Source organism: Klebsiella sp. 10982, from assembly GCF_048589245.1.
GTDB lineage: Bacteria > Pseudomonadota > Gammaproteobacteria > Enterobacterales > Enterobacteriaceae > Klebsiella > Klebsiella quasivariicola.
Genome location: NZ_JBMAXV010000023.1, coordinates 39,878 through 64,710, shown reverse-complemented (window position 1 = coordinate 64,710; position 24,833 = coordinate 39,878). Strand labels below are relative to the sequence as shown.

Here is a 24,833-nt window from a genome sequence, read left to right as displayed (position 1 = left end):
GTTACGTCAATGAAACCATTCAGCACCGTCGAGAATACCATGAACGGTGCATTGGTCATACCAAAATTGATGTGCATCAAGTTTTGTCGCGTATTTTTTCAGCGAAAACCTATAAGTGTAGACATGAAAAAACCCGCGCGGAGAACCCGGCGCGGGTTTGGGAACAGGGGAAAAGGTTAACCGAGGGTTTTAAACGCTTTCAGCCGCTGCAGGTGCGGCGAGATATTTTTAAACTTATGGGTCTGCTCTTCATCCCAGATAATTTCATAATAATGGTGCAGAAGGTCAGCGGAACGCTGGCTGTCCAGCGCTTCGTCCTGCCGGGAAAGCACCACCAGGCAGCGATCGCGATTCTTCTCGCGGAAGTTAGTCACACACTTGGTGGCGATGTCAGCATACTCTTCCGGGCGGTCGATTTTGCCTTCCATGTTCTCGTGCGGAAACAGGTTAGGATTGAACACCGCCTGGCGAATATCACACAAAAAACCAATCCGCTCCGCCCAGTATCCGCCAAGCCCGACACCGCAGATCAGCGGCCGGTCATCAGCGGTAAGCTGCAGCATTTTATCGACCTCTTTCAGCAAATGCTGCATGTCGTGCTTGGGATGCCGCGTGCTGTAGCTTATCAACCGCACGTCCGGGTCGATAAACTGCAGTTGCATCACCTTCTCATGGTTACCGGGGCTGTTCGAGTCAAAACCGTGTAAATAGATAATCATCGCATCCTCACCATACAACAACGCCCCGCAGAGCGTTACGCGGACTTCGCCTCTTGCCAGCGCGCATGGAGCTGCTCCAGCTGGGCACTCACCGTTTTCCAACGGGCTGAATCCCTTAACTCCTGACGGGAAAAGGAACCTTTATGATACAATTTCGTAACACGCTCTGCTTTGATCGGCGACAGGTTATCCAGCACACTGACCGCGCCTTTACGATTATTGCAGACCAGTATCATATCGCAACCGGCGTCGAGCGACGCCTGTCCGCGTTCGGCATAGCTGCCCATGATCGCTGCCCCCTCCATCGACAGGTCGTCGGAGAAAATCACCCCGTCGAAGCCCAGCTCGCCGCGCAGCACCGTTTTTAACCAGTACGCTGAGCCGCTGGCCGGACGCGGGTCGAGCTCCGGGTAAATCACATGCGCCGGCATAATGGCATCCAGACGCTGCTCGGCGATAAGGCTTTTGAACACTGCCATATCGTGGTCGCGAATAACCGATGCCGGCCGCGGATCGAACGGAGTCTCTTTGTGTGAATCGGCGTTCACCGCCCCGTGACCCGGGAAGTGTTTGCCGGTGGTTTTCATGCCCGCGGCGTGCATACCGTCAATAAAGTGACGCGCCATCGCCAGCGCTTTTTGCGGATCTTCGTGATAAGAACGTTCGCCGATCGCGGCGCTAATGTGACCCACGTCCAGCACCGGCGCAAAGCTGATATCGATATCCATGGCGATCATTTCGCTGGCCATCAGCCAGCCGGCCTCGGCCGCCAGCTTGCCCCCTTCTTCCATTCCCAGCAGGGCGGCAAAAGACTGAGCCGCCGGTAAACGGGTAAAGCCTTCACGGAAACGCTGAACACGCCCCCCTTCCTGATCGACCGCCACCACCAGATGGTTCCGGGACGCGTCGCGGATCTGGCGCACCAGCTCCCGCAGCTGCGCCGGATCGTGATAATTCCGGGTAAAGAGGATCAACCCTCCCACCAGCGGATGCGCCAGAATCTCTCGCTCTTCCGCATCCAGTTCATACCCTTCGACATCCAACATCACTGGGCCCACACTGACCTCTCTTATCCTTTGCGTTCGTTGTCTAACTGACACCATGTTTCATCTGCCAGCGTGATAAATTGCCGCTCCCCGCTCTGCCGCCAGCGCATTTCATACCAGCCTGCCATCAACAGCAGTACCCACGGACGCCAGCGCGCAACCTGTCGCCAGAGCAGCTGCGCGTCGATGGCGGCCCGCCGGGCATACGCTGCCACCAGCTGACGGCGCTCGTCAGGGGTGACCCACACCGCGGCCAGCTCCAGCGCGATATCGCCATCACCGGCATATTCCCAGTCGATCAGCCTCAGGCCGGACTCGCTATGGATAATATTGCCGGCATGGATGTCCATATGCAGCGGCGCCAGCCGCAGAGGACGCGGTTCTCCCCGACGGCGCAGCCGCTGATGCCAGCGCAGCCACCGCGGCGTACGCCGTGCCGGATCGCACCTCTGCCAGTACTGGAGCAGCAGCGGCATGAGGCTAACACGCCAGCCAAACCGTGGTTGCTGATGCAAATCATACAATAAGCCTGACAGCTGCGGGGAGGCCGGTAACGCGCTTTTCACCTCACCCGCGCAATACTCCACCACCATCCAGCAGGGTGAATAAAACAACGGGGCTGGCGCCAGCCTGGCGGGCAGTTGGCGCAGCACATGATACTGGCGGCGAAAATAACAGGAAGCGGCAGACGGATCGTGCGGCTGGCGCAGCACGTGCCGACAGTCGCCGTCGCTGATAATCATACTGCCGCCGCTGAGGCCATGGTGGCTCAGCGAGGCGACAGGATGATAGCGGGGAAAGAAGCGCGACAAGAGTTCGTCGCGCGTCAGCTTATTGTTGCTGAACAGCACCTTTACCTGACCAGATAATCTCGCCGGTTTGCACCAGCATCAGCTGCATCTTCAGCTCGGGCGCGTTGACGTTGCCGGTAGCATTAGAGTAAAGCACATACTGCGCGCCTACGTTGCGGGCGATGCCCATGGCTTTGCTGCGGCTGCCAAGGCTATCCTGCGGCGACAGGCCCAGCTGTTGCTTGGCGACCGACAGCTGCTGCGCTGACACCAGGGTAAATTTGCCGTTACCGGCCAGCGCACTTCGTAGCGCGGTGGTGGCCTCTCCGGCGTTCAGCGAACCGTTGGTGCGGTTGTTTACGCTGTCAACCAGCAGAATACTGCCCGCATTGACCCCACCCGCCTGCAGCATCTGCCCGACCAGCGGCTGGACCGCGCCGTTCCAGTCATAATGACGCACGCGCGGCGCTGGCTGACCCGACTGCTGATCCTGATGCTCAATCGGCCCCGGCTGCGACGGTACGGATGGCACCGCCGGTACGGTCGGCACCGTTGGCTGCGGCTGCGCAGGCTGCTGCGGCTGTGGTTTGGCCTCTTCGACCGGCGCCGGCTGCTCACGTAACCCCGCACAGCCTGCGAGGAATATCGCCAGTGCTGTGATTAACGCATAGCGACACATTTTCATCATTATAATTACCCCTTACAGATAAAGATAAAGGCGGGCCTTATGCGCCCCCAGGATATTGGCGCTGCCGTACAACGTCACGGAAGAGCGAGCCGGAACCACAATGGTGCGCGGCGCCTCCAGAGGATGCATTTCGAGTCCGCGGGCGTCATACCAGAAAAAACGATAATGCACGGTGATCGGCTGCTGGCGCTCGTTGTACAGCGTTGAGGAGGCGGTGGCCTGGATCTCCGTCGCGACGACCGCGGGCTCGCTCGCGCTTATCCCGGCGGCCAGTACGCTCGATTCCATCACCAGCGCCTGCTGCTCAGACACAGGAATCTCCGGATGTGAACTACATCCGACCAGCAGCCCCGCCGCCAGACACGCGCCCAAGAGGGTCCTGAGCATGGCGTTAGCCTTTGTGCGCCAGCATCGGGCCCAGCGGACGGCCGCCCAGCAGATGCATATGGATGTGGTAAACTTCCTGGCCGCCGTGGCGGTTGCAGTTGACGATCAACCGGTAGCCATCGTCGGCGAGACCTTCATCGCGGGCAATCTTCGCCGCGACGGTCATCATCCGGCCCAGGGCCAGTTCATGTTCGGTGGTGACGTCATTTACGGTAGGAATCAGAACATTCGGGACAATCAGAATGTGGGTAGGTGCCTGCGGAGAGATATCGCGAAAAGCGGTCACCAGATCGTCCTGATAAACAATATCCGACGGGATTTCCCGGCGAATGATTTTGCTGAAAATCGTTTCTTCTGCCATGACTAATTCCTTATTAGTTTAATCCCATACGCTGGCCTGCTTCTGCAGATAAACGCGGACGCACAGGTTCAGATAAGAGTATGAGCGACATTCTCCCCCTCTTTCAACCTGAAAGCACTTTTTCTTATTCAACTATAGACTTAGCTGATGAGGGAATAAGCATTTGCCGGATAATTTTCAGGGTTATCGCCTGGAAAAGCCCCGACTGTAGACGTAAAAAAGGCAGCCATTTGGCTGCCTTAGTCTCCCCGATACTACGTCTTAACTGTTACGGATGTACTCATCCATTTCAGTTTTCAGGTTATCGGACTTGGTACCGAAGATGGCCTGTACGCCAGAACCTGCCACTACCACGCCAGCGGCGCCCAGTTTTTTCAGGCCAGCCTGGTCAACTTTCGCTACATCCGCCACGCTAACACGCAGACGAGTAATACATGCGTCGAGGTTGGTGATGTTCTCTTTACCGCCGAAAGCGGCAATCAGCGCCGGAGCCATCTCGCTGGTTGCGCCAGCTTTGCTCTCTTCGGTGGTATCTTCACGACCCGGTGTTTTCAGATCCAGAGCTTTAATCAGCACGCGGAAAATGACGTAGTACACGATCGCATAGCAGATACCGACAATCGGGAACAGCCACAGCTTGCTGCTGTTACCGGACAGCACGATAAAGTCGATCAGGCCGTGAGAGAACGATGTACCGTCACGCATACCCAGCAGGATACAGATCGGGAACGCCAGACCCGCCAGGATGGCGTGGATAACGTACAGGATCGGCGCCACGAACATGAACGAGAACTCGATCGGTTCGGTGATACCGGTCAGGAACGAGGTCAGCGCAGCAGAGATCATGATACCGCCCACTTTGGCGCGGTTTTCCGGTTTAGCAGAGTGCCAAATCGCAATAGCCGCCGCCGGCAGACCGTACATTTTGAACAGGAAGCCGCCAGACAGTTTGCCCGCGGTCGGGTCGCCTGCCATGTAACGCGGGATATCGCCGTGGAACACCTGACCAGCCGCGTTGGTGTATTCGCCGATCTGCATCTGGAAAGGAACGTTCCAGATATGATGCAGACCAAACGGCACCAGGCAACGCTCGATGAAACCGTAGATACCAAACGCCACTACCGGGTTCTGATAAGCAGCCCACTGGGAGAAGGTCTGGATCGCGGAACCGATCGGCGGCCAAATGAAGGAGAGGATCACGCCGGTAAAGATAGCGGCCAGACCGGAGATAATCGGCACAAAACGCTTGCCCGCAAAGAAGCCGAGATATTCTGGCAACTTAATGCGATAGAAGCGGTTAAACATGTACGCGGCGATAGCACCGGAGATAATACCGCCAAGCACGCCGGTATCAGCCAGGTGTTTTGCCGCAATCTCTTCAGCAGGTAAATGCAGCACCAGCGGCGCAACAACCGCCATGGTTTTCACCATGATGCCGTAAGCTACGACTGCAGCCAGTGCGGATACACCGTCGTTATTGGTGAAGCCGAGGGCGACACCGATAGCGAAGATCAGCGGCATGTTGGCGAAAACTGAACCGCCTGCTTCTGCCATAACGTGGGAGACCACGGCTGGCAGCCAGCTGAAGTTTGCGGAACCGACGCCCAGCAGGATACCTGCGATAGGCAGTACGGATACCGGCAGCATCAGCGATTTACCGACCTTCTGCAGGTTAGCAAATGCATTCTTAAACATAATTGAGAGTGCTCCTGAGTATTTGGTACTTTTTTACGTTTTCACGCATTGGCCCGGGGGGAGAACCGCGCCGTGGACAGGACATCTAAGCGCCCTTTATTTATTACACAGAGTAAAATAATTAACAGGATGATTGTTTGACGGCTATCACGTTTCAATCAGCCTTACGGTAAAAATTTACATCACCTTACATAAACTGTATCTGGATGTTGCAAAAAAACTTTCACCGCCACTTTTGTGGCGGTGAACTTTACTCGCTTTGACTATTAATTACGAGCCTTAAAATAATAAGCAGATCAAGCAGGTTGCAAGCGGGCGGGGTCAATGTGGAACAAAGTGGCAAAATTGTCGGTGGTCTGCCGGGCCAGCTCCTCCAGCGACACGCCTTTCAGCACCGCCATGTATTCCGCAACGTCACGCACCAGCGCCGGCTGGTTCTCTTTACCGCGATGGGGGACTGGCGCCAGGTACGGCGAGTCTGTCTCCACCAGCAGGCGATCCAGCGGAACATAGCGCGCCGCATCGCGTAGCTGCTCGGCGTTGCGGAACGTGACGATACCTGAAAACGAAATATAGAACCCCATGTCGAGCAATTTACCCGCGGTCTCCCTGTCTTCAGTGAAACAGTGTAGTACGCCACCGCAATCCGTCACCTTTTCTTCGCGCAAAATCGCCAAGGTGTCGGCGCGCGCGTCGCGAGTGTGGACGATCACCGGCTTATTCAGCTCACGGCCGATGCGAATGTGGTCGCGAAACGAGGTTTGCTGCTGGGCTTTAGTTTCCGGGGTATAGAAATAATCCAGACCGGTCTCCCCCATCGCTACAACGCCCTCTTCTGCCGCCAGCGCGCGAAGGGTCTCCACTTCGTAGGGTTCATCCTGGTTTAACGGGTGCACGCCGCAAGAGAAGACGACGTTGTCACGCGTCCCCACCAGCTCACGCATACTGCGGTAGCCAGGCAATGTTGTGGCGACCGCCAGGCAGAATTTCACATCGCGCGCGGCCGCTTTTGCCAGCACGTCGTCGACGTTTTTGTGCAGAGTTTGATAATCCAGACCATCAAGATGGCAGTGGGAGTCGACTAAAAACATAATGTCTCACTCAGAGATGCGAGACGGGTAAAACCGTCCCGGGTTGCAGGTAATGTTCCCAGCGCAGCAGGCGCTCGGTGAGCAGCAGTTCGCGGTTGACGCCGACGACGTTCAGCAATTGCTCGCGGCAGGTACAGACGTCATGGGCGATCGCCTGCAGCCGGGCGGCCGGCAGGCTGTGCGCCAGCTGCTCCAGCAGCGGCCAGACGTCCGGGTTACTTACCAGGGCAATCCCCTGCTGTCGTTTTTGCGCATCGACCAGCAGCGATGCCAGCCAGTGTAGGCGAACTGCCGCCTGTTCATGATTAAGTATCGCCAGCAGCGCCAGCCAGTCACCGCTCGCCAGAGTAGCCGACAGCGCCTGACACAGCTGCTGTCGCGCCGTCCACTGCGGCACCTGTAGTAGTTCGAGCGCCGCGGCCGGCGCGCCAGCGCACAAACGTAACGCCGTCAGCAACGCCTCCTGCGGCTGGTTCACTTCCCGCTCCAGCCAGGCCAGCGCATAAGATTCTGCAGGCGGCGCCAGATGGTACAGTCGACAGCGGCTGCGCAGGGTGGTCAGCAGACGCGCCGGCTCCTCGCAGGCGAGGAAGAACCAGGTATTCTCCGGCGGTTCTTCCAGGGTTTTCAGTAATGCGTTGGCGGCAGCATCGGTCAACAAGGCGGCATCGCTAATCCAGACCACTTTCGCTCCGCCGAGGCGCGCGCGCTCATAGAGTTTTTCGTTGACATCGCGCACCGCGTCAATACCCAGCGCACTCTTGCCTTTTTCGGGACTCAGCGAATAGTAATCCGGATGCGTGCCGGCCTGCATCAGCTGGCAGCTGTGGCAGTGACCACAGCTTTTATGCCCTTCGGGCTGACGGCACATCAGGAAGCGGCACAGCGCGTAAATTAACGCCTCGCCGCCCATCCCGCTCAGGGACTGTAACAGTAAGGCGTGGTGGCCTTGTCCGGCCTGATAGCTACCGACCAGTTGCTCGAACGCTGGGCGCAGCCACGGATACCATTTCATGCCGGCTGCTCCGCCATCCACTGGGCGATCGTGGCGCGAATGTCGTGAGCGACAGCCTCGAGCGGCTGGGTCGCGTCAACGGTGCGGATCGACGGGTCTGCAGCGGCCAGCTCAAGGTAGCGCGCGCGGGTGCGATTAAAGAAGTTCATCGACTCCTGCTCAATGCGATCAAGCTCGCCGCGCGCCCGGGCGCGCTGCAGCCCCACTTCCGGCGTGACGTCGAGGTACAGCGTCAGATTGGGGCGGAAATCGCCGAGTACCGCATCGCGCAGCGTCGCCAGCATCGTGCGGTCAATCCCGCGGCCGCCGCCCTGATAAGCCTGAGTCGACAGATCGTGGCGATCGCCGATCACCCACTGGCCGCGGGCCAGCGCGGGCTTAATCACGGTCTCCACCAGCTGGACACGTGCCGCGTAAAACATCAGCACTTCTGCTTTATCGTTAATGACTTCATCGCCTGTGGACTGGATATCCAGCACCAGGCTACGCAGTTTTTCGGCAAGGATGGTGCCCCCCGGCTCGCGGGTAAACACCATATCGTGAATACCTGCCGACTGCAGCGTCTCCACCACCAGTTGACGTGCGGTGGTCTTCCCGGCGCCCTCCAGCCCCTCGATGACGATATAGTTACTGCGCATTTTTTTCCTTAAGTACTTTCAGATAGTCCTGCACCGCGCGGTTATGGCTGACCAGGTTTGTGGTAAACGTATGGCCCCCTTTCCCGTCGGCGACAAAATAAAGGTAGGGCGTTTTCGCCGGATGGGCGGCCGCCTTCAGCGACGCCTCACCCGGCACCGCGATAGGGCCGGGCGGCAGGCCGCTGATGGTATAAGTATTGTATGCGGTCGGCGTTTCCAGATCCTTACGCGTTAACTTACCAGTATACCCCTCGCCCATCCCGTAGATCACGGTCGGATCGGTCTGTAAGCGCATACCGATGCGCAGGCGGTTAATAAACACCGAGGCGACGCGGTCGCGCTCTTCCGCCACTGCGGTCTCTTTTTCAATAATCGAAGCCATCGTCAGCAGCTGATTCTGATCGGCATAAGGCAGATTATCCATCCGCCCCTCCCAGATCTTCGCCACCTCGGTGACCATTTTCTGATGCGCGCGCTTGAGGATGGCGATATCGCTGGTATTGGCGGTGTACATCCAGGTATCCGGCCAGAACCAGCCCTCCACCCAGTCGGCATGCTCAAGCCCTAACGCCTTAGCCACTGTCGCGTAGCTATCGTCATCGAGAGTGTGCTTTACGTACGGGGCGTCACGCAGCTGGCGAAGGTAGTCGCTGACGCGCATGCCTTCGACAAAGCGCAGCGGAAACTGCGCCTCTTTACCGCTGGCCAGCAGCTGCAGCATCTCGCGCACCGTCATCTGCGGCGTGAAGCGATAGGTCCCGGCTTTGAAGTGAGACAGCTCAGGCTCTACCCGCAGCAGCCACTGGAAAACACGCGGGCGATTGATCACTTTCTCGCGATAAAGATCCTGGCCCAGCGCCAGACGACCGGTGCCGGCCTCCAGGGTGAAGATGGTCTCTTCTTTGATCAGCAGTTTGCTGTCCGCCAGCTGGCGTACTTTCCACATGCCTGCCGCCGCGGCGATGCCCAACACCACCACTAACAGCAGAATAAAACGTAACATTTTCTTCATACTAACCAGACAGCTCACACAAAGGGGCTAAAAAATGGTAAAGCTCGCGCGAGGACCAGACGGTCTCGTCCCAGCGACGAACCGGCACCAGCGGCATCAGCGCATTGCAGATCAGCACTTCATCGGCTTCCCGCAATGCTTCAGGACGCGCTGTCACTTCGACAACGCGAAACGTCGATGGTGCCAGCTGCGCGATACAGCGCTGGCGCATAATACCGTTGACCCCGGCGTAATCGAGTCGCGGAGTAAACACAACCTGTCCCTGACGCCAGAATAAATTCGCGGCACAGCATTCCGTAAGCCACCCGTCACTGTCAAGAACCAGCGCCTCATCGGCGTCCGTCTGTTCAAGATGAGAGCGGATCAGCACCTGCTCAAGGCGATTAAGATGCTTCAGCCCAGCCAGCCAGGGGTTGCGGCCCAGAGGCACCGGGCTCTGGGTCAGGGTAATACCCTCTTCCCGCCAGCGCGCATAATGTGCCGGGAACGGAGAGACGCTGAGAATACGCGTCGGCGACAGGCAGCCTGCCGTGCTGTATCCCCTCCCCCCGACGCCGCGAGTGAGGGTCACTTTCAACACACCCTGCGCATGCGGCCGCGCCAGACGCTGCATCTCATCGCTCAACGTCAGCCAGTCATCAAACGGGATGCGTAATTTTTCGCAGGTCGTCTGCAAACGCTGCAGATGGGCATCCAGTAGCACAACCAGCCCGTGCTGGATGCGGGCGGTGGTAAAACAGCCGTCGCCAAACTGGGTGGCGCGATCGTTCGCCGCCAGCGTGTCCTGTTCAACGCCATTTATCAACAACATAAAGGACTCCTTTTCACTGGTCAGTGAGTGTCTCAGGACCCAGGGCAGAGGACAAGCGGAGAAAACTGAATAAAAAAGGCCCGACAAACGGGCCTTTTGTTAAAGCAGTACCGGGGCAAGCCCTGTCACACTTTTTTGAAGATCAACGAACCGTTAGTGCCGCCAAAGCCGAAGGAGTTGCACAGAGTGTACTCCATACCGGAAACCTGACGCGCTTCGTGCGGAACGAAGTCGAGATCGCAGCCCTCATCCGGGTTGTCGAGGTTGATCGTCGGCGGAACCGCCTGATCGCGCAGCGCCAGGATAGAGTAGATCGATTCTACCGCCCCTGCCGCGCCCAGCAGATGCCCGGTCATGGATTTGGTGGAGCTCACCATGACGCGGCTCGCCGCATCACCGAAGACTGACTTAACGGCCTGCGCTTCTGCTTTATCGCCAGCCGGCGTCGAGGTGCCGTGGGCGTTGACGTAGCCGATCTGGCCCGGTTCGATGCCCGCATCGCGAATGGCATTCACCATCGCCAGCGCGGCGCCAGCGCCATCTTCCGGCGGAGACGTCATATGGTAAGCATCGCTGCTCATACCAAAGCCGACGATCTCAGCGTAAATTTTCGCGCCGCGTTTTTTCGCATGCTCGTACTCTTCCAGCACCACCATGCCCGCGCCGTCGCCCAGCACAAAGCCATCGCGATCTTTATCCCACGGACGGCTCGCCGCCTGCGGGTTGTCATTGCGCGTGGAGAGCGCACGCGCTGCGCCAAAGCCGCCCACGCCAAGCGGGGTACTGGCTTTCTCCGCACCGCCTGCCACCATCGCATCGGCATCGCCATAGGCGATGATGCGCGCGGCCTGGCCGATGTTGTGCACACCAGAAGTACATGCGGTCGCGATAGAGATACTTGGCCCACGCAGACCAAACATGATGGTCAGATGCCCGGCCACCATGTTAACAATTGTGGAGGGAACGAAGAATGGGCTGATCTTACGCGGTCCGCCGTTGACCAGCGAACTGTGGTTTTCTTCGATCAAGCCGAGGCCGCCAATACCAGAGCCGATAGCGGCGCCAATACGGGTTGCATTCTCTTCCGTCACTTCAAGGCCAGAATCCTGCATGGCCTGAACGCCAGCGACAATTCCATATTGAATGAAGGCATCCATCTTGCGCTGCTCTTTGCGCGAGATAATGTCATCACAGTTAAAATCCTTTACTAAGCCAGCAAATTTCGTTGCATAGGCGCTAGTATCGAAATGGTCGATCAGGCTGATGCCACTCTGACCGGCAAGGAGAGCTTTCCAGGTAGACTCTACGGTATTGCCGACAGGAGACAACATGCCCAGTCCGGTCACAACTACACGACGCTTAGACACGTTTGTCCTCCAGGGAGGGAAAATAGATTCTTGTGGGACAAAAAAAAGATAAAACTCAGGCGGTCGAATGACCGCCTGGAGATGTTCACTTACGCCTGGTGGCCGTTGATGTAATCAATGGCAGCCTGAACGGTGGTGATTTTCTCAGCTTCTTCGTCCGGAATCTCAGTATCAAACTCTTCTTCCAGAGCCATTACCAGCTCAACGGTGTCAAGAGAATCAGCGCCCAGGTCTTCAACGAAGGAAGCATTGTTGGTAACTTCTTCCTGCTTAACGCCCAGCTGCTCGCCGATAATTTTCTTAACGCGTTCTTCGATAGTGCTCATACTCTTAAATTTCCTATCAAAACTCGCTTTCGCGATGGTTTTCGTAGTGTATAAAATGTTGAAAAATTTGCAACTAAATCCCGGCAGGTCTTACCACGATTTTGCGCTATTTTGAGGCCGTTTGCCCTAAGAACGCAAATCTTTTCGCACAAAACCGCACATGAAACCGTGCGAGGTGCGCGGTTCCTGAACGTTTTGCACAAATCTCGGTCAGACCATGTACATTCCGCCGTTGACGTGCAGCGTTTCACCAGTGATGTAACTTGCTTCGTCAGAGGCTAAAAATGCAACCGCGCTGGCGATTTCATTTGGGGTGCCAAGGCGCCCCGCAGGAACTGCCGCCAGCGTACCCGCACGCTGCTCATCGGTCAGCGCACGCGTCATGTCCGTTTCAATAAAGCCCGGAGCAACAACGTTTACAGTAATACCGCGGGACGCAACTTCACGTGCCAGTGATTTACTGAAGCCGATCAGACCCGCTTTCGCCGCAGCGTAGTTAGCCTGACCCGCATTTCCCATGGTACCAACCACAGAACCGATAGTGATAATACGTCCATGACGCTTTTTCATCATAGCGCGCATTACCGCTTTTGACAGACGGAAAACCGATGACAGGTTGGTTTCGATAATATCGTTCCACTCGTCATCTTTCATGCGCATTAACAGGTTGTCACGAGTGATCCCGGCATTATTCACCAGGATATCAACTTCGCCAAACTCTGCGCGAACATTTTCCAGAACAGATTCAATAGATGCCGGGTCGGTCACATTCAACATCAGACCTTTACCGTTGGCGCCTAAATAGTCGCTGATGGCCTGCGCGCCGCTTTCGCTGGTCGCAGTACCGATAACTTTCGCGCCGCGGGCGGCGAGCGTTTCAGCGATTGCACGGCCAATACCGCGGCTTGCACCGGTAACCAGCGCGATTTTTCCTTCAAAACTCATGGTTTTCCTCTTTTATTGCTCAAGCGCCGCAGACATCGCCGCCGGCTCGTTAAGCGCGGAAGCGGTCAGGGTGTCAACAATACGTTTGGTCAGGCCGGTGAGGACTTTACCCGGGCCAACCTCATACAGGTGCGTTACGCCCTCGGCAGCCATCAACTCAACGGTTTTAGTCCATTGAACCGGGCTGTACAGCTGGCGCACCAGCGCGTCGCGAATGGCGTCGGGCGCGGTTTCGCACTTCACGTCGACGTTATTCACGACAGGAATCGTCGGCGCGTTGAAGGTGATTTTCTGCAGCTCTACCGCCAGTTTTTCTGCGGCTGGCTTCATCAGCGCGCAGTGGGACGGCACGCTCACCGGCAGCGGCAGTGCGCGCTTGGCACCAGCGGCTTTACAGGCAGCACCCGCACGTTCAACGGCCTCTTTGTGCCCGGCGATAACCACCTGGCCAGGCGAATTGTAGTTCACCGGAGAAACGACCTGCCCTTCGGCAGACTCTTCACAGGCTTTGGCGATAGAAGCGTCGTCCAGACCGATAATCGCGGACATGGCGCCGGTACCTTCCGGTACGGCCTCCTGCATGAATTTCCCGCGCAGTTCAACCAGGCGAACGGCATCAGCGAAATCGATAACGCCTGCGCAAACCAGCGCGGAGTATTCGCCGAGGCTGTGCCCCGCCAGCAGCGCCGGCGCTTTGCCGCCCTGCTGCTGCCAGACACGATACAGCGCCACAGAGGCGGTCAGCAGCGCCGGCTGGGTCTGCCAGGTTTTATTCAGCTCTTCTGCCGGCCCCTGCTGAACCAGCGCCCACAGATCGTAACCCAACGCTGCGGAAGCTTCACCGAAGGTCTCTTCAATCACCGGCCAGGTCGCCGCCATATCGGCCAGCATACCTACGGCCTGAGAACCCTGTCCCGGGAACACAAAAGCAAATTGCGTCATGTTTAAATCCTTATACTAAAAACGAACCAGCGCGGAACCCCAGGTGAAACCACCACCAAAGGCTTCCAGCAGAATCAGTTGACCACGTTGAATACGGCCATCGCGAACGGCCTCATCCAGCGCGCAAGGAACTGACGCCGCGGAGGTGTTACCGTGACGGTCAAGCGTCACGACGACGTTATCCATCGACATGCCCAGTTTTTTCGCTGTCGCACTGATGATCCGCAGGTTTGCCTGATGCGGTACCAGCCAGTCCAGCGCCGAACGCTCAAGATTATTCGCCGCCAGCGTCTCATCAACAATGTGCGCCAGCTCGGTGACCGCCACTTTGAACACTTCGTTGCCGGCCATCGTCAGATAGATCGGATTTTCCGGATCGACGCGATCGGCGTTCGGCAGGGTCAGCAGTTCGCCATAGCTGCCGTCGGCATGCAGATGCGTTGAAATAATTCCCGGCTCTTCGGAGGCGCCCAGCACCACTGCACCCGCGCCGTCGCCGAAAATAATAATCGTGCCGCGATCGCTTGGATCGCAGGTACGCGCCAGCACATCGGCGCCGACAACCAACGCATAATCAACCGCGCCGTTTTTCACGTACTGATCGGCCACGCTCAGCGCGTAAGTGAAACCCGCACAGGCGGCGGCGACATCAAACGCCGGGCAACCTTTAACGCCCAGCATTGACTGGATCTGGCATGCCGAACTCGGAAACGCGTGCGTGCCGGAGGTGGTCGCAACAATAATCAGACCAATTTGCTCCGCGGACACGCCCGCCATCGCCAGCGCCTGCTTTGCGGCTTCAAAGCCCATCGTAGCAACTGTTTCATGCGCTGCGGCAATACGACGCTCACGGATACCTGTGCGGGTGACAATCCACTCGTCAGAGGTCTCTACCATATTTTCCAGGTCGGCGTTTGTACGCACTTGCTCGGGCAGATAGCTGCCGGTACCAATAATCTTCGTATACATGTACGCTCAGTCACTCTTGGGTGATATACCCGCCTCGTTCAACTTGCCGGGCGTCAATGATGGCCATTCGTCCCGCTTTGCTGTCGGGCGTTCAGGTCACTGTCGCTTTCCGGCAGCTCGAAACCAGCTGGGTATAAAGATTCCAGGCGCGCGGCGATCCGTTGAGGAATTTGCCGCTGCACCGCCTGCACTGCCTGCTCTATCGCGACGCTAAAGGCGCGTTGATTGGCAGCACCATGACTCTTGATCACGGAACCGCGCAATCCTAACAGACAGGCGCCATTATACTGGTCGGGGTTGAGGTGACTGAATCGCCTCGCCAGGCTTTTTTGTAACCAACGTTTTAGTAACAGCAGCCACCACGACCGTTTTTTGCCCTCTCCCTGAGATTTCAGCAGCGAAAGGAACATTCTGACAACACCTTCCATGGTTTTTAATGTGACATTGCCCGTGAATCCATCACAAACCAGCACATCGGTTTTTCCGGTCAACAATTCATTGGCTTCAAGATAGCCGATGTAGTTGAGGGAAGGCAGCGTTTTGAGCACTGCGGCAGCATCGCGAATGCTGCTGAGACCTTTCATCTCTTCTTCGCCAATATTCAGCAAGGCGACACGGGGGCTGGCTATGCCGAGCACTTCTTCCGCCAGCACCGCGCCCATCACGGCAAACTGCACCAACATCGTGCTGTCGCAATCGACGTTGGCGCCGAGATCCAACACCACGGTTTTGCCCTTCTGCTGGTGAGGCAGGACCGTCACCAGCGCCGGACGCTCAATACCTTCTATCGGCTTGAGCAGCAGCTTCGCCAGGCCCATCAGCGCGCCGGTGTTACCGGCGCTGACGCAGGCTTGCGCCCGCCCTTCTTTCACAAGCTCCAGCGCCACGCGCATTGAGCTTCCGCGACTACTGCGGATAGCCTGTGCGGGTCGCGCATCACTGGCAATAACTGACTGCGCAGGAATAACCTGCAGACGCGAACGTTGTTCGAAGTCAGCTTTGGCGAGTAATGGCGTGATGGCGTCGGGATCGCCGACTAAAAGAAGTGTGAGTTGCGAATTAGAGTTCAGTGCCTGCAGTGCTGCAGGCACTGTCACGGATGGGCCAAAATCGCCCCCCATGACATCTAACGCCAGGGTTAGACGTGTCAAGGTATCGTCGCTGCCCGGTTCGGTGATTCCCCAGTTACCCGGGGAGTCCTCACTAAGCTTCATCACGCTGGCACCCGCGAATGTTCACGCTGCAGACGCAACAATTCGGGCATTGATGCCCCTGATGACCGGATTAACCGAATCTCCAGGGACGCACACGCCCGTCATGGTCTGCAACGGGAAATCCTGCGAGTATCGCGTGATTACTTAGCGATAACCTTGCGACCGCGGTAGAAACCGTCGGCAGTGATGTGGTGACGCAGGTGTTTCTCACCAGAAGTTTTGTCTACAGACAGGCTGGTGACTGCGGTCAGCGCGTCATGGGAACGACGCATGCCACGTTTGGAACGGGTTGGTTTATTCTGTTGTACGGCCATGGACCTTACTCCTCAATTACTTACGCTTTAAGCTGGCTAATACGGCAAATGGGTTTGGTTTTTGTGCCTCTTCAGGCAGTTCGCCAAAGACCATGTCCGCGTCGGACACTTCACAGTGTTCAGAATCATGCACCGGAACTACGGGCAGGGAGAGGATAATTTCATCCTCGACCATTGCCTGCAGGTCGATTTCACCGAATTCGTTAACCTCAATCGGCTCATACGCTTCCGGTAGTGCTTCGGCCTGTTCGTCATTTCTGACGGGGCTAAAACAATACGTGGTGTGGACGTGATGAGAGAACGGTTTCCCGCAACGCTGGCATTCGAGGGTTACCGTCACCTTTGCATCGCCAGTGATGACGGCGAGACGCTGGTTATCGATAGCGAACGACATGCTGCATTCCACATCGCTGTCCACGCTGACTACAGAATCGGCTACACGTTCAACCTGATCGCCGGCATAGATGCCTTCGTAATCAAGGCGTTTTTGAGCCGTGCGGACCGGATCAAGAGTCAGGGGTAATTTTACCTTTTGCATAGGGCGCGCATATTAACTTTGTAATGTCATAGAGTCAAAGAAAAAGGCAGCCTCAGGTTGCCTTTTGCCATTTATTCGCACACATTGCGGCGCATAGTTTAAGATGATGCTCTGCGAAGCGCTATATGTGGATGAAAAAATATGTCTGAACTTATCCTGGCGTCAACCTCTCCCTGGCGGCGCATGCTGCTGGAAAAACTGGGTCTGCCATTTGAATGTGCCGCGCCTGACGTTGACGAAACGCCGCTGCCGGAAGAATCCGCGCGTCAGCTTGTCGCCCGACTGGCACAGGCTAAAGCGCAAAGTCTGGCCACCCGCTATCCCCATCACCTTATTATAGGATCCGATCAGGTTTGCGTATTAGACGGTGCGATCACCGGCAAACCGCACACCGAGGAAAACGCCCGTAAGCAGCTGAGAAAAGCCAGCGGGACCATCGTCACTTTTTACACTGGTCTGGCGCTGTACAACTCCGCCACCGGCCATCTGCAAACCGAATGCGAGCCCTTTGACGTTCACTTTCGCCATCTCAGCGATAAAGAGATTGAACACTATGTGCGCAAAGAGAACCCGCTGCAGTGCGCCGGGAGTTTCAAGAGCGAGGGGTTAGGGATAACGTTGTTCGAAAGACTGGAAGGCCGCGACCCGAACACTCTGGTCGGTTTACCGTTAATCGCGTTGTGTCAGATGCTGCGTCGCGAGAATAATAATCCGCTGTTACGCTAAATCTAAAACGGCGGAAATTAATCCGCCGTTGTGCTTATTTGCTCTTGCGCAGCACCTGTAAGCAGTGCTTCAACTGGTTATCCAGCGGCGCCTCAACGCGCATCACCTCCCCGCTTCCCGGGTGGGTAAACTTCAGCGCCGCCGCGTGCAGGAACAGGCGGTTTAAGCCGGTACCGGAGAGCTGCTTGTCGAATTCGCGGTCGCCATAGCGATCGTCAAAAGCGATAGGATGGCCGGCATACTGGGTATGAACGCGGATCTGATGCGTCCGCCCGGTGACCGGACTGCAGCGCACCAGCGTGGCGAATTCGTAACGCTCTTCCACTTTAAAGCGCGTCTCTGACGGCTTGCCTTCCTGACTGACGCGGACGATCCGCTCCCCACTCTGCAGGATGTTCTTCAACAGCGGGGCCTGCACCACTTTGGTATGCGACTGCCACTGGCCGCGCACCAGCGCCAGGTAGTCTTTTTGCATACCTTTATCGCGCAGTTGCTCGTGCAGCGAGCGCAGCGCTGAGCGCTTCTTCGCTACCAGCAGTACACCGGAGGTATCCCGGTCGAGCCGATGCACCAGTTCAAGGAAACGTGCCTCCGGGCGCAGCGCGCGCAGCCCTTCGATCACGCCAAAGCTCAGGCCGCTGCCGCCGTGTACCGCAGTACCGGAAGGTTTGTTGAGCACCAGAATATGATCGTCTTCATAGAGGATCACCTCAGAGAGCGCCGCTACTTTCTGCAGATGCGGCGATACCGCCTCTTCTTCACGCTCCGCCACGCGCACCGGTGGGATACGGACTTCATCGCCTGCTTCCAGCTTATACTCTGGCTTCACGCGCTTTTTGTTTACCCGCACCTCGCCTTTACGCAGGATGCGATAAATCATGCTCTTCGGTACACCTTTCAATTGGGTACGCAAAAAGTTATCGATACGTTGCCCCGCTTCATCAGCAGCAATGGCAACCATTTTTACGGTTGGGGTCTCAGTTTTCATGGTGCGCGATTCTAAATAGCCGGACGCATTAGCGCCACTCATTTTTATATGCTTATATTTATCATTATCCTGTTTTCACGGTTTACCTGACCGCCATTTTGTTTGTTATTAGAACAATCTGTATGGGCAGGTGATAAAACTGTGAGTAACCGGGTGATAAAAGGTGAAAGTCAACTTGCTATAACAAGGTTAGCAATGGAATAATGAGACCGTTTTCCGTATTGCCTCTTGTTAGAACAAGACATTAGCGGAATGACCAATTTTGTCTGACCGATCGCCCACGCAGCAATGGCGTAAGACGTTGTGATCTTTCAGACAGTTAGCGGGCTGCGGGTTGCAGTCCTTACCGGTACAGGCTCTATGGATTTCTAGTCGCAGGAAGGCGTCAACTCCGGGACTCCCGGGAGCTCATCTGGATCCTCAGATCGAGGTGAGCAGGTTAAGCCATCACGCCTGCAACGCGAAAGACGACGAGTATAAATGGAATATTCTCTGGTGATACATCCCAGGCTGTTCCCCTGAATAATTGCGCTGTGTTTCCGTTTGAAACACAGGCGACCGACACTCTGCGCCTCTTAAGCGCGCGACAACCGTGAGGTTGGCGACGTGAACCAGACACGAGGCCATCGGTTTTCCCCCGGAAAGGCATTACTCTGCCCGCAGCTTAGTCGTCAATGTAAGAATAATGAGTAAGTTACGATGAAAAGAATGTTAATCAACGCAACTCAGCAGGAAGAGTTGCGCGTCGCCCTTGTTGATGGGCAGCGCCTGTACGACCTGGATATCGAAAGCCCCGGGCACGAACAGAAAAAAGCGAACATCTACAAAGGCAAGATCACCCGCATTGAACCCAGCCTTGAAGCCGCGTTTGTCGATTACGGCGCCGAGCGTCATGGTTTCCTCCCCCTCAAAGAAATCGCCCGCGAATACTTCCCCGCCAATTACAATGCGCATGGCCGTCCTAATATTAAAGACGTCCTGCGTGAAGGTCAGGAAGTTATCGTGCAGATTGATAAAGAAGAACGCGGCAACAAAGGCGCGGCGCTCACTACCTTTATCAGCCTGGCAGGCAGCTATCTGGTCCTGATGCCGAACAACCCGCGCGCCGGGGGAATTTCCCGTCGTATTGAGGGTGACGATCGCACCGAACTGAAAGAAGCGCTGGCGAGCCTTGAGCTGCCGGACGGCATGGGGCTTATCGTGCGCACCGCAGGCGTCGGCAAATCAGCCGAAGCGCTGCAGTGGGACCTGAGCTTCCGCCTGAAGCACTGGGAAGCCATCCAGAAAGCCGCTGAAAGCCGCCCTGCCCCGTTCCTGATCCACCAGGAAAGTAACGTCATTGTTCGTGCTTTCCGCGACTATCTGCGCCAGGACATCGGCGAAATCCTGATCGATAACCCGAAAGTGCTCGAGCTGGCCCGCCAGCATATCGCCGCGCTGGGTCGTCCGGATTTCAGCAGCAAAATCAAACTGTACACCGGTGAAATCCCGCTGTTCAGCCATTATCAGATTGAATCGCAAATTGAGTCCGCCTTCCAGCGTGAAGTGCGCCTGCCGTCCGGCGGGTCTATCGTTATCGACAGCACCGAAGCGCTGACCGCGATCGATATCAACTCCGCCCGCGCCACCCGCGGCGGCGATATCGAAGAGACGGCGTTTAATACCAACCTTGAAGCGGCTGATGAGATTGCCCGCCAGCTGCGTCTGCGCGACCTCGGCGGCCTGATCGTTATCGACTTCATCGATATGACGCCGGTTCGCCATCAGCGTGCGGTGGAAAACCGCCTGCGTGAAGCCGTTCGCCAGGACCGCGCGCGCATTCAAATCAGCCATATCTCCCGTTTTGGTCTGCTGGAGATGTCCCGTCAGCGCCTGAGCCCATCGCTGGGCGAGTCCAGCCATCACGTCTGCCCGCGCTGCTCCGGTACCGGTACCGTGCGTGACAACGAGTCGCTGTCGCTCTCTATTCTGCGTCTGATTGAAGAAGAAGCGCTGAAAGAGAACACCAAAGAAGTTCATGCCATCGTGCCGGTGCCGATCGCCTCTTATCTGCTGAACGAAAAACGTGCCGCGGTGAGCGCCATCGAATCCCGTCAGGGCGATGTACGCGTCATTATTGTGCCAAACGATGAAATGCAGACGCCGCATTACTCCGTTCTGCGCGTGCGTAAAGGTGAAGAAACCTCAACGCTGAGCTATCTGCTGCCGAAACTGCATGAAGAAGAGATGGCGCTGCCTGGCGAAGACGAACCGGCAGAGCGTAAACGTCCGGAACAGCCTGCTCTGGCCGCCTTTGTCATGCCTGACGCGCCGCCGGCCCCGATGCCGGAAGAGCCTGCTGCCGCGCCTGTCGCCGCAGCGGCACCGGTCGCGGCAGCCGCACCGGCACAGCCTGGATTGCTCTCTCGCTTCTTCAGCGCGCTGAAAAATATTTTCTCTGGCGCCGAAGAGACCAAACCGGCTGAAGTTCAGGTCGAAAAGAAAGCGGAAGAAAAACCGGAGCGTCAGCAGGAGCGCCGTAAACCGCGTACCAGCAACCGCCGCGATCGCAACGATCGTCGTGACAACCGCGATAATCGAGATAACCGCGACGCCCGGGCTGAGAATAACGAAGGCCGTGAGCCGCGCGAATCACGTGAAGAGAATCGTCGTAACCGTCGCGAAAAACAGCCACAGAACGTGGAAACCCGTGACGTTCGCCAGACCGCAGGCGACGACGCCGAGAAAGCGAAATCCCGTGACGAACAGCAGCCACGTCGCGAACGCACTCGCCGCCGCAATGACGACAAACGTCAGGCGCAGCAGGAAGCCAAAGCGCAAACTCGCGAAGAGCCAGTTGCGCAGGAGACAGAGCAGGAAGAACGTGTGCAGACCCTGCCGCGTCGTAAACCGCGCCAGCTGGCCCAGAAAGTGCGCATTGAGTCGGCCGTTGCTGAACAGGCTGTCGAGAGCGTGCCAGAAGCCGTTGTGGCTGAAGTGGTCGCTCCGCGCAGCGAGCCGGTGAAAGCCGAACTGCCAGCGGTAGTGGAAAACGTGGCTGACCACGACGAAAATGGCGAATCCCGTGAAGCTAACGGTATGCCGCGTCGTTCACGTCGCTCCCCGCGTCATCTGCGCGTAAGCGGTCAGCGTCGTCGTCGCTATCGTGACGAACGCTATCCGACGCAGTCGCCGATGCCGCTGACCGTCGCCTGTGCATCGCCGGAAATGGCTTCTGGTAAAGTCTGGATCCGTTACCCGGTGGTCCGTCCGCAGGATCAGCAACCGGAAGAGGTTCAGGACACCAGCGTCGCGGAAACCGTGGCGGCCCCGGTTGCCGCCGTTGAAACCGTTACCGCTGCGCCAGTGACCGTCGAACCGAACACCATGGAGCCGGTAACCGCTGAGCCAGTGGTTGTCGAGCCGGTCGTCGCCGCCGAACCGGTGGTGGTTGATACTGCGGACGTTGTCGAGCCAGCAGCCGTCGAGCCAGCGCTGCAGGAGCCGGTGACCGAAGCCCCGGTGGTGGAAGAGCCTGTGGCCATCGCGCCAGTGACGATCGACGCCGAACCGGTAACGGTCGAACCTGAAGTGGTGCAAACGGCGCCGGTAGTTGAAGCGCCAGTGGTTGAAGCGCCAGTCGACGTCATCGCGCCGGCGGCAAAAACCGTCGTGGAAGCGCCGGTCGTCGACACAGCACCTGTCGAGCCGGTAAAAGCCGAAGCCCCGGTGAGTCAGCCGGTTGTCGTGGCGAGTCATCGCCATGCCACTGCGCCGATGACCCGCGCGCCAGCGCCGGACTACGTTCCGGAAGCGCCGCGCCACAGCAGCTGGGTGCGCCCGCCGTTCGCCTTTGACGGTAAAGGCGCCGCCGGTGGTCATAGCGCGACCCATACCGCGACCGCTGAACCGACCCGGCCACAGCCCGTCGAGTAAGCGTGCTCCATAAAAAACCGGCCTCTGGCCGGTTTTTTTTATGCGCTTTGCGGAGGCTGCATCCCGGCGAGGTCCGGCATGATCTCCCGCATCAGATCGAGGAATTTACGCAGTCGGGTTGGGTAATAGCGCGCCCAGGGGTAAACCAGATGCACCGGTAGCGAGGCGGGGCGCCACTGCGGGAATAGCTCTGTCAACCTTCCGGCGGCGAGATCCTCCGTCACCGCCCAGCTGGACACCATCGCCACCCCCAGCCCTGCCAACGCGGTATTGCGCGCGACGTACAGGCTGTCAGTGCTCAGACAGGGCGTTATCGCCGTGGAGACAATTTGCCCACTTTTCTGATGCCGGAGTCTCACCTCATGCTGATAAAAGGTGTTGATGGCGATCCACGGCAGAGCGGATAAATCATCCAGCGTGGATAAGGGCGGGAACTTCGCCAGCAGTTCCGGGGAAGCCACCACGCAGCGCGGCACTTCCGCCAACAGCACGGATACCGTGGCTGGATCCACCTCCGCACCCACGCGGATGGCGCAGTCGATATTATCGCTGAGAAAGTCGACGGTATTATCGTTCAGCATCCACTCTACCGACAGCTGCGGATGACGCTGCAGAAATGCCACCAGCGGTTCCAGCAGTTGCTGCTGGCCAAAAGCGTGGGGCGCCCGGACCCGCAGCACGCCCACCGGCCGATCGTCGGCAATACGCAGGTCATCCTCCAGCGCCAGCCAGGCATCCACCACCTGACGGGCGTGACGATAACAGCGTTCACCATCGTCAGTGAGCTTCATCGCATGGGTGGTACGCAGGATAAGCTTCACCCCCAGCAGACTTTCAAGGGACTGCAGACGGCGGCTGACGGTCGCCTGGGTGGTATCCATCTGCCCCGCGGCGGCGGAGAGTGAACCGGCCTCTATAATACGAATATAGGTGCGCATCAGCTCAATGCGGTCTATACGCTCCTGTCTTTTCATTTTTCTTTTGCCTATACGTGCTACGTATAACCGTTTTACCACCAGCCTGGCTACCGCACCAGCCGCATTCAGGGAAAAATAGCGCCATCGCATCTAAGAGGTATTGATCATGACACCGACTTCCCTTTCCACCCGCGACGCGGGCTGGATTATCTTCATTCTCGCGCTCGGCGCTGGCTTTAGCGTCGCCTCGATTTACTACGCGCAACCGCTGCTGCCGCTGATGGGCGCTAACCTTCATCTGACGGTGGAAGGAATGGGTCTGGTCCCTACCCTGACGCAGGCCGGCTACGCGCTCGGCATTCTGTTCCTGCTTCCCCTCGGTGACCGCCACGACCGCCGCCGGCTGATTCTGGTGAAAAGCGCGCTACTGGCGATCCTGCTGCTCCTGTGCAGCCTCACCGGCCAGCTCAGTTCCCTGCTGGTTGTCAGTCTGTTGATCGGTATGGCGGCGACCATGGCGCAGGATATCGTCCCGGCGGCAGCGATCCTCGCCCCCGCGGGCAAGCAGGGAAAAATGGTGGGCACGGTGATGACCGGGCTGCTGCTGGGGATCCTGCTCTCACGGACGGTCAGCGGCGTGGTGGGCGCCGTATTCGGCTGGCGGGTGATGTATCAGGCAGCGGCAGTCAGCGTTGCACTGATTGGCCTGGTGATGTGGCGGGTCCTGCCGCGTTTCGCCATTCACTCGACGCTAAGTTATCCGCAGCTGATGGCCTCGATGGCGCATCTGTGGCGCCGTTACCCGGCGTTACGCCGCGCTGCGCTGGCTCAGGGCGCGCTCTCCATCGCCTTTAGCGCTTTCTGGTCGACGCTGGCGGTGATGCTTTCCGAACACTATCACATGGGAAGCGCGGTGGCCGGGGGGTTTGGCATCGCCGGGGCCGCCGGGGCGCTGGCCGCACCGCTGGCTGGTGGGCTGGCCGATAAGTTTGGCGCAGGTAAAGTCACTCAGATGGGCGCGGCGCTGGTCACCCTCTCCTTCGCCCTGATGTTTATGCTGCCACTGCTGCCTCTGCATGGCCAGCTGGCGCTGATTGCCCTGTCGGCTATTGGCTTCGACCTTGGTCTGCAGTCAAGCCTGGTGGCGCATCAGAACCTGGTTTATGGCCTGGAGCCGCAGGCCCGTGGACGTCTGAACGCCCTGCTGTTTACCGTGGTCTTTATCGGTATGTCGCTGGGGTCGGTGCTGGGCAGCAAGCTGTACGTGCTGGCCGGCTGGAACGGGGTAATCACGCTGGCCGTCGTCAGTGGGGCAATCGCCCTGGCGATCCGCCTGCTGGAGAATGCCCGTATCGTCGCTGCCGAACGCAGCACGTCATAATTAAACCCGCGTCGCCTCAGGCGACGCGGGTTTAATT

General features: G+C 57.7%; 25 protein-coding genes. 3 read left to right on the top strand and 22 right to left on the bottom strand.

The window, feature by feature from the left end:
• Positions 1-176 precede the first annotated feature (176 nt).
• The 20 genes from ycfP to yceD form a co-directional block, all read right to left on the bottom strand.
• The gene (ycfP, locus tag ACKLKD_RS17320) at positions 177-719 is read right to left on the bottom strand and encodes an alpha/beta hydrolase YcfP (RefSeq protein ID WP_002900775.1); all 543 of its coding nucleotides are present in this window, start codon (positions 717-719) and stop codon (positions 177-179) included.
• 35 nt (positions 720-754) lie between these two features.
• The gene (gene nagZ / locus ACKLKD_RS17315) at positions 755-1,765 is read right to left on the bottom strand and encodes a beta-N-acetylhexosaminidase (protein WP_165931814.1); all 1,011 of its coding nucleotides are present in this window, start codon (positions 1,763-1,765) and stop codon (positions 755-757) included.
• A 23-nt stretch (positions 1,766-1,788) separates the two neighbouring features.
• Positions 1,789-2,616, bottom strand: a complete 828-nt coding sequence (thiK, locus tag ACKLKD_RS17310) for a thiamine kinase (RefSeq protein WP_025712383.1) — start codon at positions 2,614-2,616, stop codon at positions 1,789-1,791.
• A complete protein-coding gene (gene lpoB / locus ACKLKD_RS17305) occupies positions 2,597-3,235 on the bottom strand; it encodes a penicillin-binding protein activator LpoB (RefSeq protein ID WP_165931877.1) in 639 nt (212 codons plus the stop codon). Before lpoB ends, thiK begins: the two co-directional genes overlap by 20 nt.
• Before the next feature lie 21 nt (positions 3,236-3,256).
• Positions 3,257-3,631, bottom strand: coding sequence for a YcfL family protein (locus ACKLKD_RS17300; protein WP_025712385.1), 375 nt, complete (start codon positions 3,629-3,631; stop codon positions 3,257-3,259).
• Positions 3,632-3,635: 4 nt separating this feature from the next.
• Positions 3,636-3,992 carry a purine nucleoside phosphoramidase gene (gene hinT, locus ACKLKD_RS17295; protein WP_025712386.1) on the bottom strand — a complete coding sequence of 119 codons (357 nt, stop codon included), beginning with the start codon at positions 3,990-3,992 and terminating at the stop codon, positions 3,636-3,638.
• Between the two features lie 261 nt (positions 3,993-4,253).
• Positions 4,254-5,687: a PTS glucose transporter subunit IIBC gene (gene ptsG / locus ACKLKD_RS17290; RefSeq protein WP_008805993.1), complete on the bottom strand. Its 1,434-nt coding sequence runs from the start codon at positions 5,685-5,687 to the stop codon at positions 4,254-4,256.
• Between the two features lie 296 nt (positions 5,688-5,983).
• Complete coding sequence (locus ACKLKD_RS17285; protein WP_087805424.1) at positions 5,984-6,778, bottom strand: metal-dependent hydrolase; 795 nt, start codon at positions 6,776-6,778, stop codon at positions 5,984-5,986.
• Between the two features lie 10 nt (positions 6,779-6,788).
• Positions 6,789-7,793, bottom strand: coding sequence for a DNA polymerase III subunit delta' (gene holB / locus ACKLKD_RS17280; protein ID WP_087805422.1), 1,005 nt, complete (start codon positions 7,791-7,793; stop codon positions 6,789-6,791).
• Positions 7,790-8,431, bottom strand: a complete 642-nt coding sequence (gene tmk / locus ACKLKD_RS17275; RefSeq protein WP_087805420.1) for a dTMP kinase — start codon at positions 8,429-8,431, stop codon at positions 7,790-7,792. The genes holB and tmk overlap by 4 nt, the downstream gene beginning before the upstream one ends.
• The gene (gene yceG, locus ACKLKD_RS17270; protein ID WP_080897954.1) at positions 8,421-9,443 is read right to left on the bottom strand and encodes a cell division protein YceG; all 1,023 of its coding nucleotides are present in this window, start codon (positions 9,441-9,443) and stop codon (positions 8,421-8,423) included. The genes tmk and yceG overlap by 11 nt, the downstream gene beginning before the upstream one ends.
• A 1-nt stretch (position 9,444) precedes the next feature.
• The gene (gene pabC / locus ACKLKD_RS17265; RefSeq protein WP_025712389.1) at positions 9,445-10,254 is read right to left on the bottom strand and encodes an aminodeoxychorismate lyase; all 810 of its coding nucleotides are present in this window, start codon (positions 10,252-10,254) and stop codon (positions 9,445-9,447) included.
• A gap of 125 nt (positions 10,255-10,379) precedes the next feature.
• Positions 10,380-11,621: a beta-ketoacyl-ACP synthase II gene (gene fabF, locus ACKLKD_RS17260; RefSeq protein WP_012542241.1), complete on the bottom strand. Its 1,242-nt coding sequence runs from the start codon at positions 11,619-11,621 to the stop codon at positions 10,380-10,382.
• A gap of 89 nt (positions 11,622-11,710) precedes the next feature.
• Positions 11,711-11,947 carry an acyl carrier protein gene (acpP, locus tag ACKLKD_RS17255; RefSeq protein ID WP_000103754.1) on the bottom strand — a complete coding sequence of 79 codons (237 nt, stop codon included), beginning with the start codon at positions 11,945-11,947 and terminating at the stop codon, positions 11,711-11,713.
• A gap of 210 nt (positions 11,948-12,157) precedes the next feature.
• A complete protein-coding gene (gene fabG / locus ACKLKD_RS17250) occupies positions 12,158-12,892 on the bottom strand; it encodes a 3-oxoacyl-ACP reductase FabG (RefSeq protein ID WP_025712390.1) in 735 nt (244 codons plus the stop codon).
• Between the two features lie 12 nt (positions 12,893-12,904).
• The gene (fabD, locus tag ACKLKD_RS17245) at positions 12,905-13,834 is read right to left on the bottom strand and encodes an ACP S-malonyltransferase (RefSeq protein WP_025712391.1); all 930 of its coding nucleotides are present in this window, start codon (positions 13,832-13,834) and stop codon (positions 12,905-12,907) included.
• A gap of 15 nt (positions 13,835-13,849) precedes the next feature.
• Positions 13,850-14,803 carry a beta-ketoacyl-ACP synthase III gene (locus ACKLKD_RS17240; protein WP_087805418.1) on the bottom strand — a complete coding sequence of 318 codons (954 nt, stop codon included), beginning with the start codon at positions 14,801-14,803 and terminating at the stop codon, positions 13,850-13,852.
• Between the two features lie 53 nt (positions 14,804-14,856).
• Positions 14,857-15,954 carry a phosphate acyltransferase PlsX gene (gene plsX / locus ACKLKD_RS17235; RefSeq protein ID WP_201758029.1) on the bottom strand — a complete coding sequence of 366 codons (1,098 nt, stop codon included), beginning with the start codon at positions 15,952-15,954 and terminating at the stop codon, positions 14,857-14,859.
• 203 nt (positions 15,955-16,157) lie between these two features.
• The gene (gene rpmF, locus ACKLKD_RS17230) at positions 16,158-16,331 is read right to left on the bottom strand and encodes a 50S ribosomal protein L32 (RefSeq protein WP_000290724.1); all 174 of its coding nucleotides are present in this window, start codon (positions 16,329-16,331) and stop codon (positions 16,158-16,160) included.
• 16 nt (positions 16,332-16,347) lie between these two features.
• On the bottom strand, positions 16,348-16,869 hold the full coding sequence (gene yceD, locus ACKLKD_RS17225; RefSeq protein ID WP_025712394.1) for a 23S rRNA accumulation protein YceD: 522 nt from the start codon (positions 16,867-16,869) through the stop codon (positions 16,348-16,350).
• Positions 16,870-17,010: 141 nt separating this feature from the next.
• On the opposite strand from yceD, the gene ACKLKD_RS17220 reads away from it, so the two are divergent.
• Positions 17,011-17,595 carry a Maf family protein gene (locus ACKLKD_RS17220; RefSeq protein ID WP_025712395.1) on the top strand — a complete coding sequence of 195 codons (585 nt, stop codon included), beginning with the start codon at positions 17,011-17,013 and terminating at the stop codon, positions 17,593-17,595.
• A gap of 34 nt (positions 17,596-17,629) precedes the next feature.
• Here ACKLKD_RS17220 and rluC read toward each other — a convergent pair whose 3' ends face one another.
• Positions 17,630-18,583: a 23S rRNA pseudouridine(955/2504/2580) synthase RluC gene (rluC, locus tag ACKLKD_RS17215; RefSeq protein WP_012542245.1), complete on the bottom strand. Its 954-nt coding sequence runs from the start codon at positions 18,581-18,583 to the stop codon at positions 17,630-17,632.
• A gap of 699 nt (positions 18,584-19,282) precedes the next feature.
• On the opposite strand from rluC, the gene rne reads away from it, so the two are divergent.
• A complete protein-coding gene (rne, locus tag ACKLKD_RS17210; protein ID WP_080897955.1) occupies positions 19,283-22,498 on the top strand; it encodes a ribonuclease E in 3,216 nt (1,071 codons plus the stop codon).
• A gap of 38 nt (positions 22,499-22,536) precedes the next feature.
• Here the strand turns inward: rne and ACKLKD_RS17205 are convergent, their stop codons facing one another.
• Positions 22,537-23,565 carry a LysR family transcriptional regulator gene (locus ACKLKD_RS17205; RefSeq protein WP_165931816.1) on the bottom strand — a complete coding sequence of 343 codons (1,029 nt, stop codon included), beginning with the start codon at positions 23,563-23,565 and terminating at the stop codon, positions 22,537-22,539.
• A 16-nt stretch (positions 23,566-23,581) separates the two neighbouring features.
• On the opposite strand from ACKLKD_RS17205, the gene ACKLKD_RS17200 reads away from it, so the two are divergent.
• Positions 23,582-24,796, top strand: a complete 1,215-nt coding sequence (locus ACKLKD_RS17200) for an MFS transporter (protein WP_087805416.1) — start codon at positions 23,582-23,584, stop codon at positions 24,794-24,796.
• The last annotated feature ends 37 nt before the right edge of the window (positions 24,797-24,833 follow it).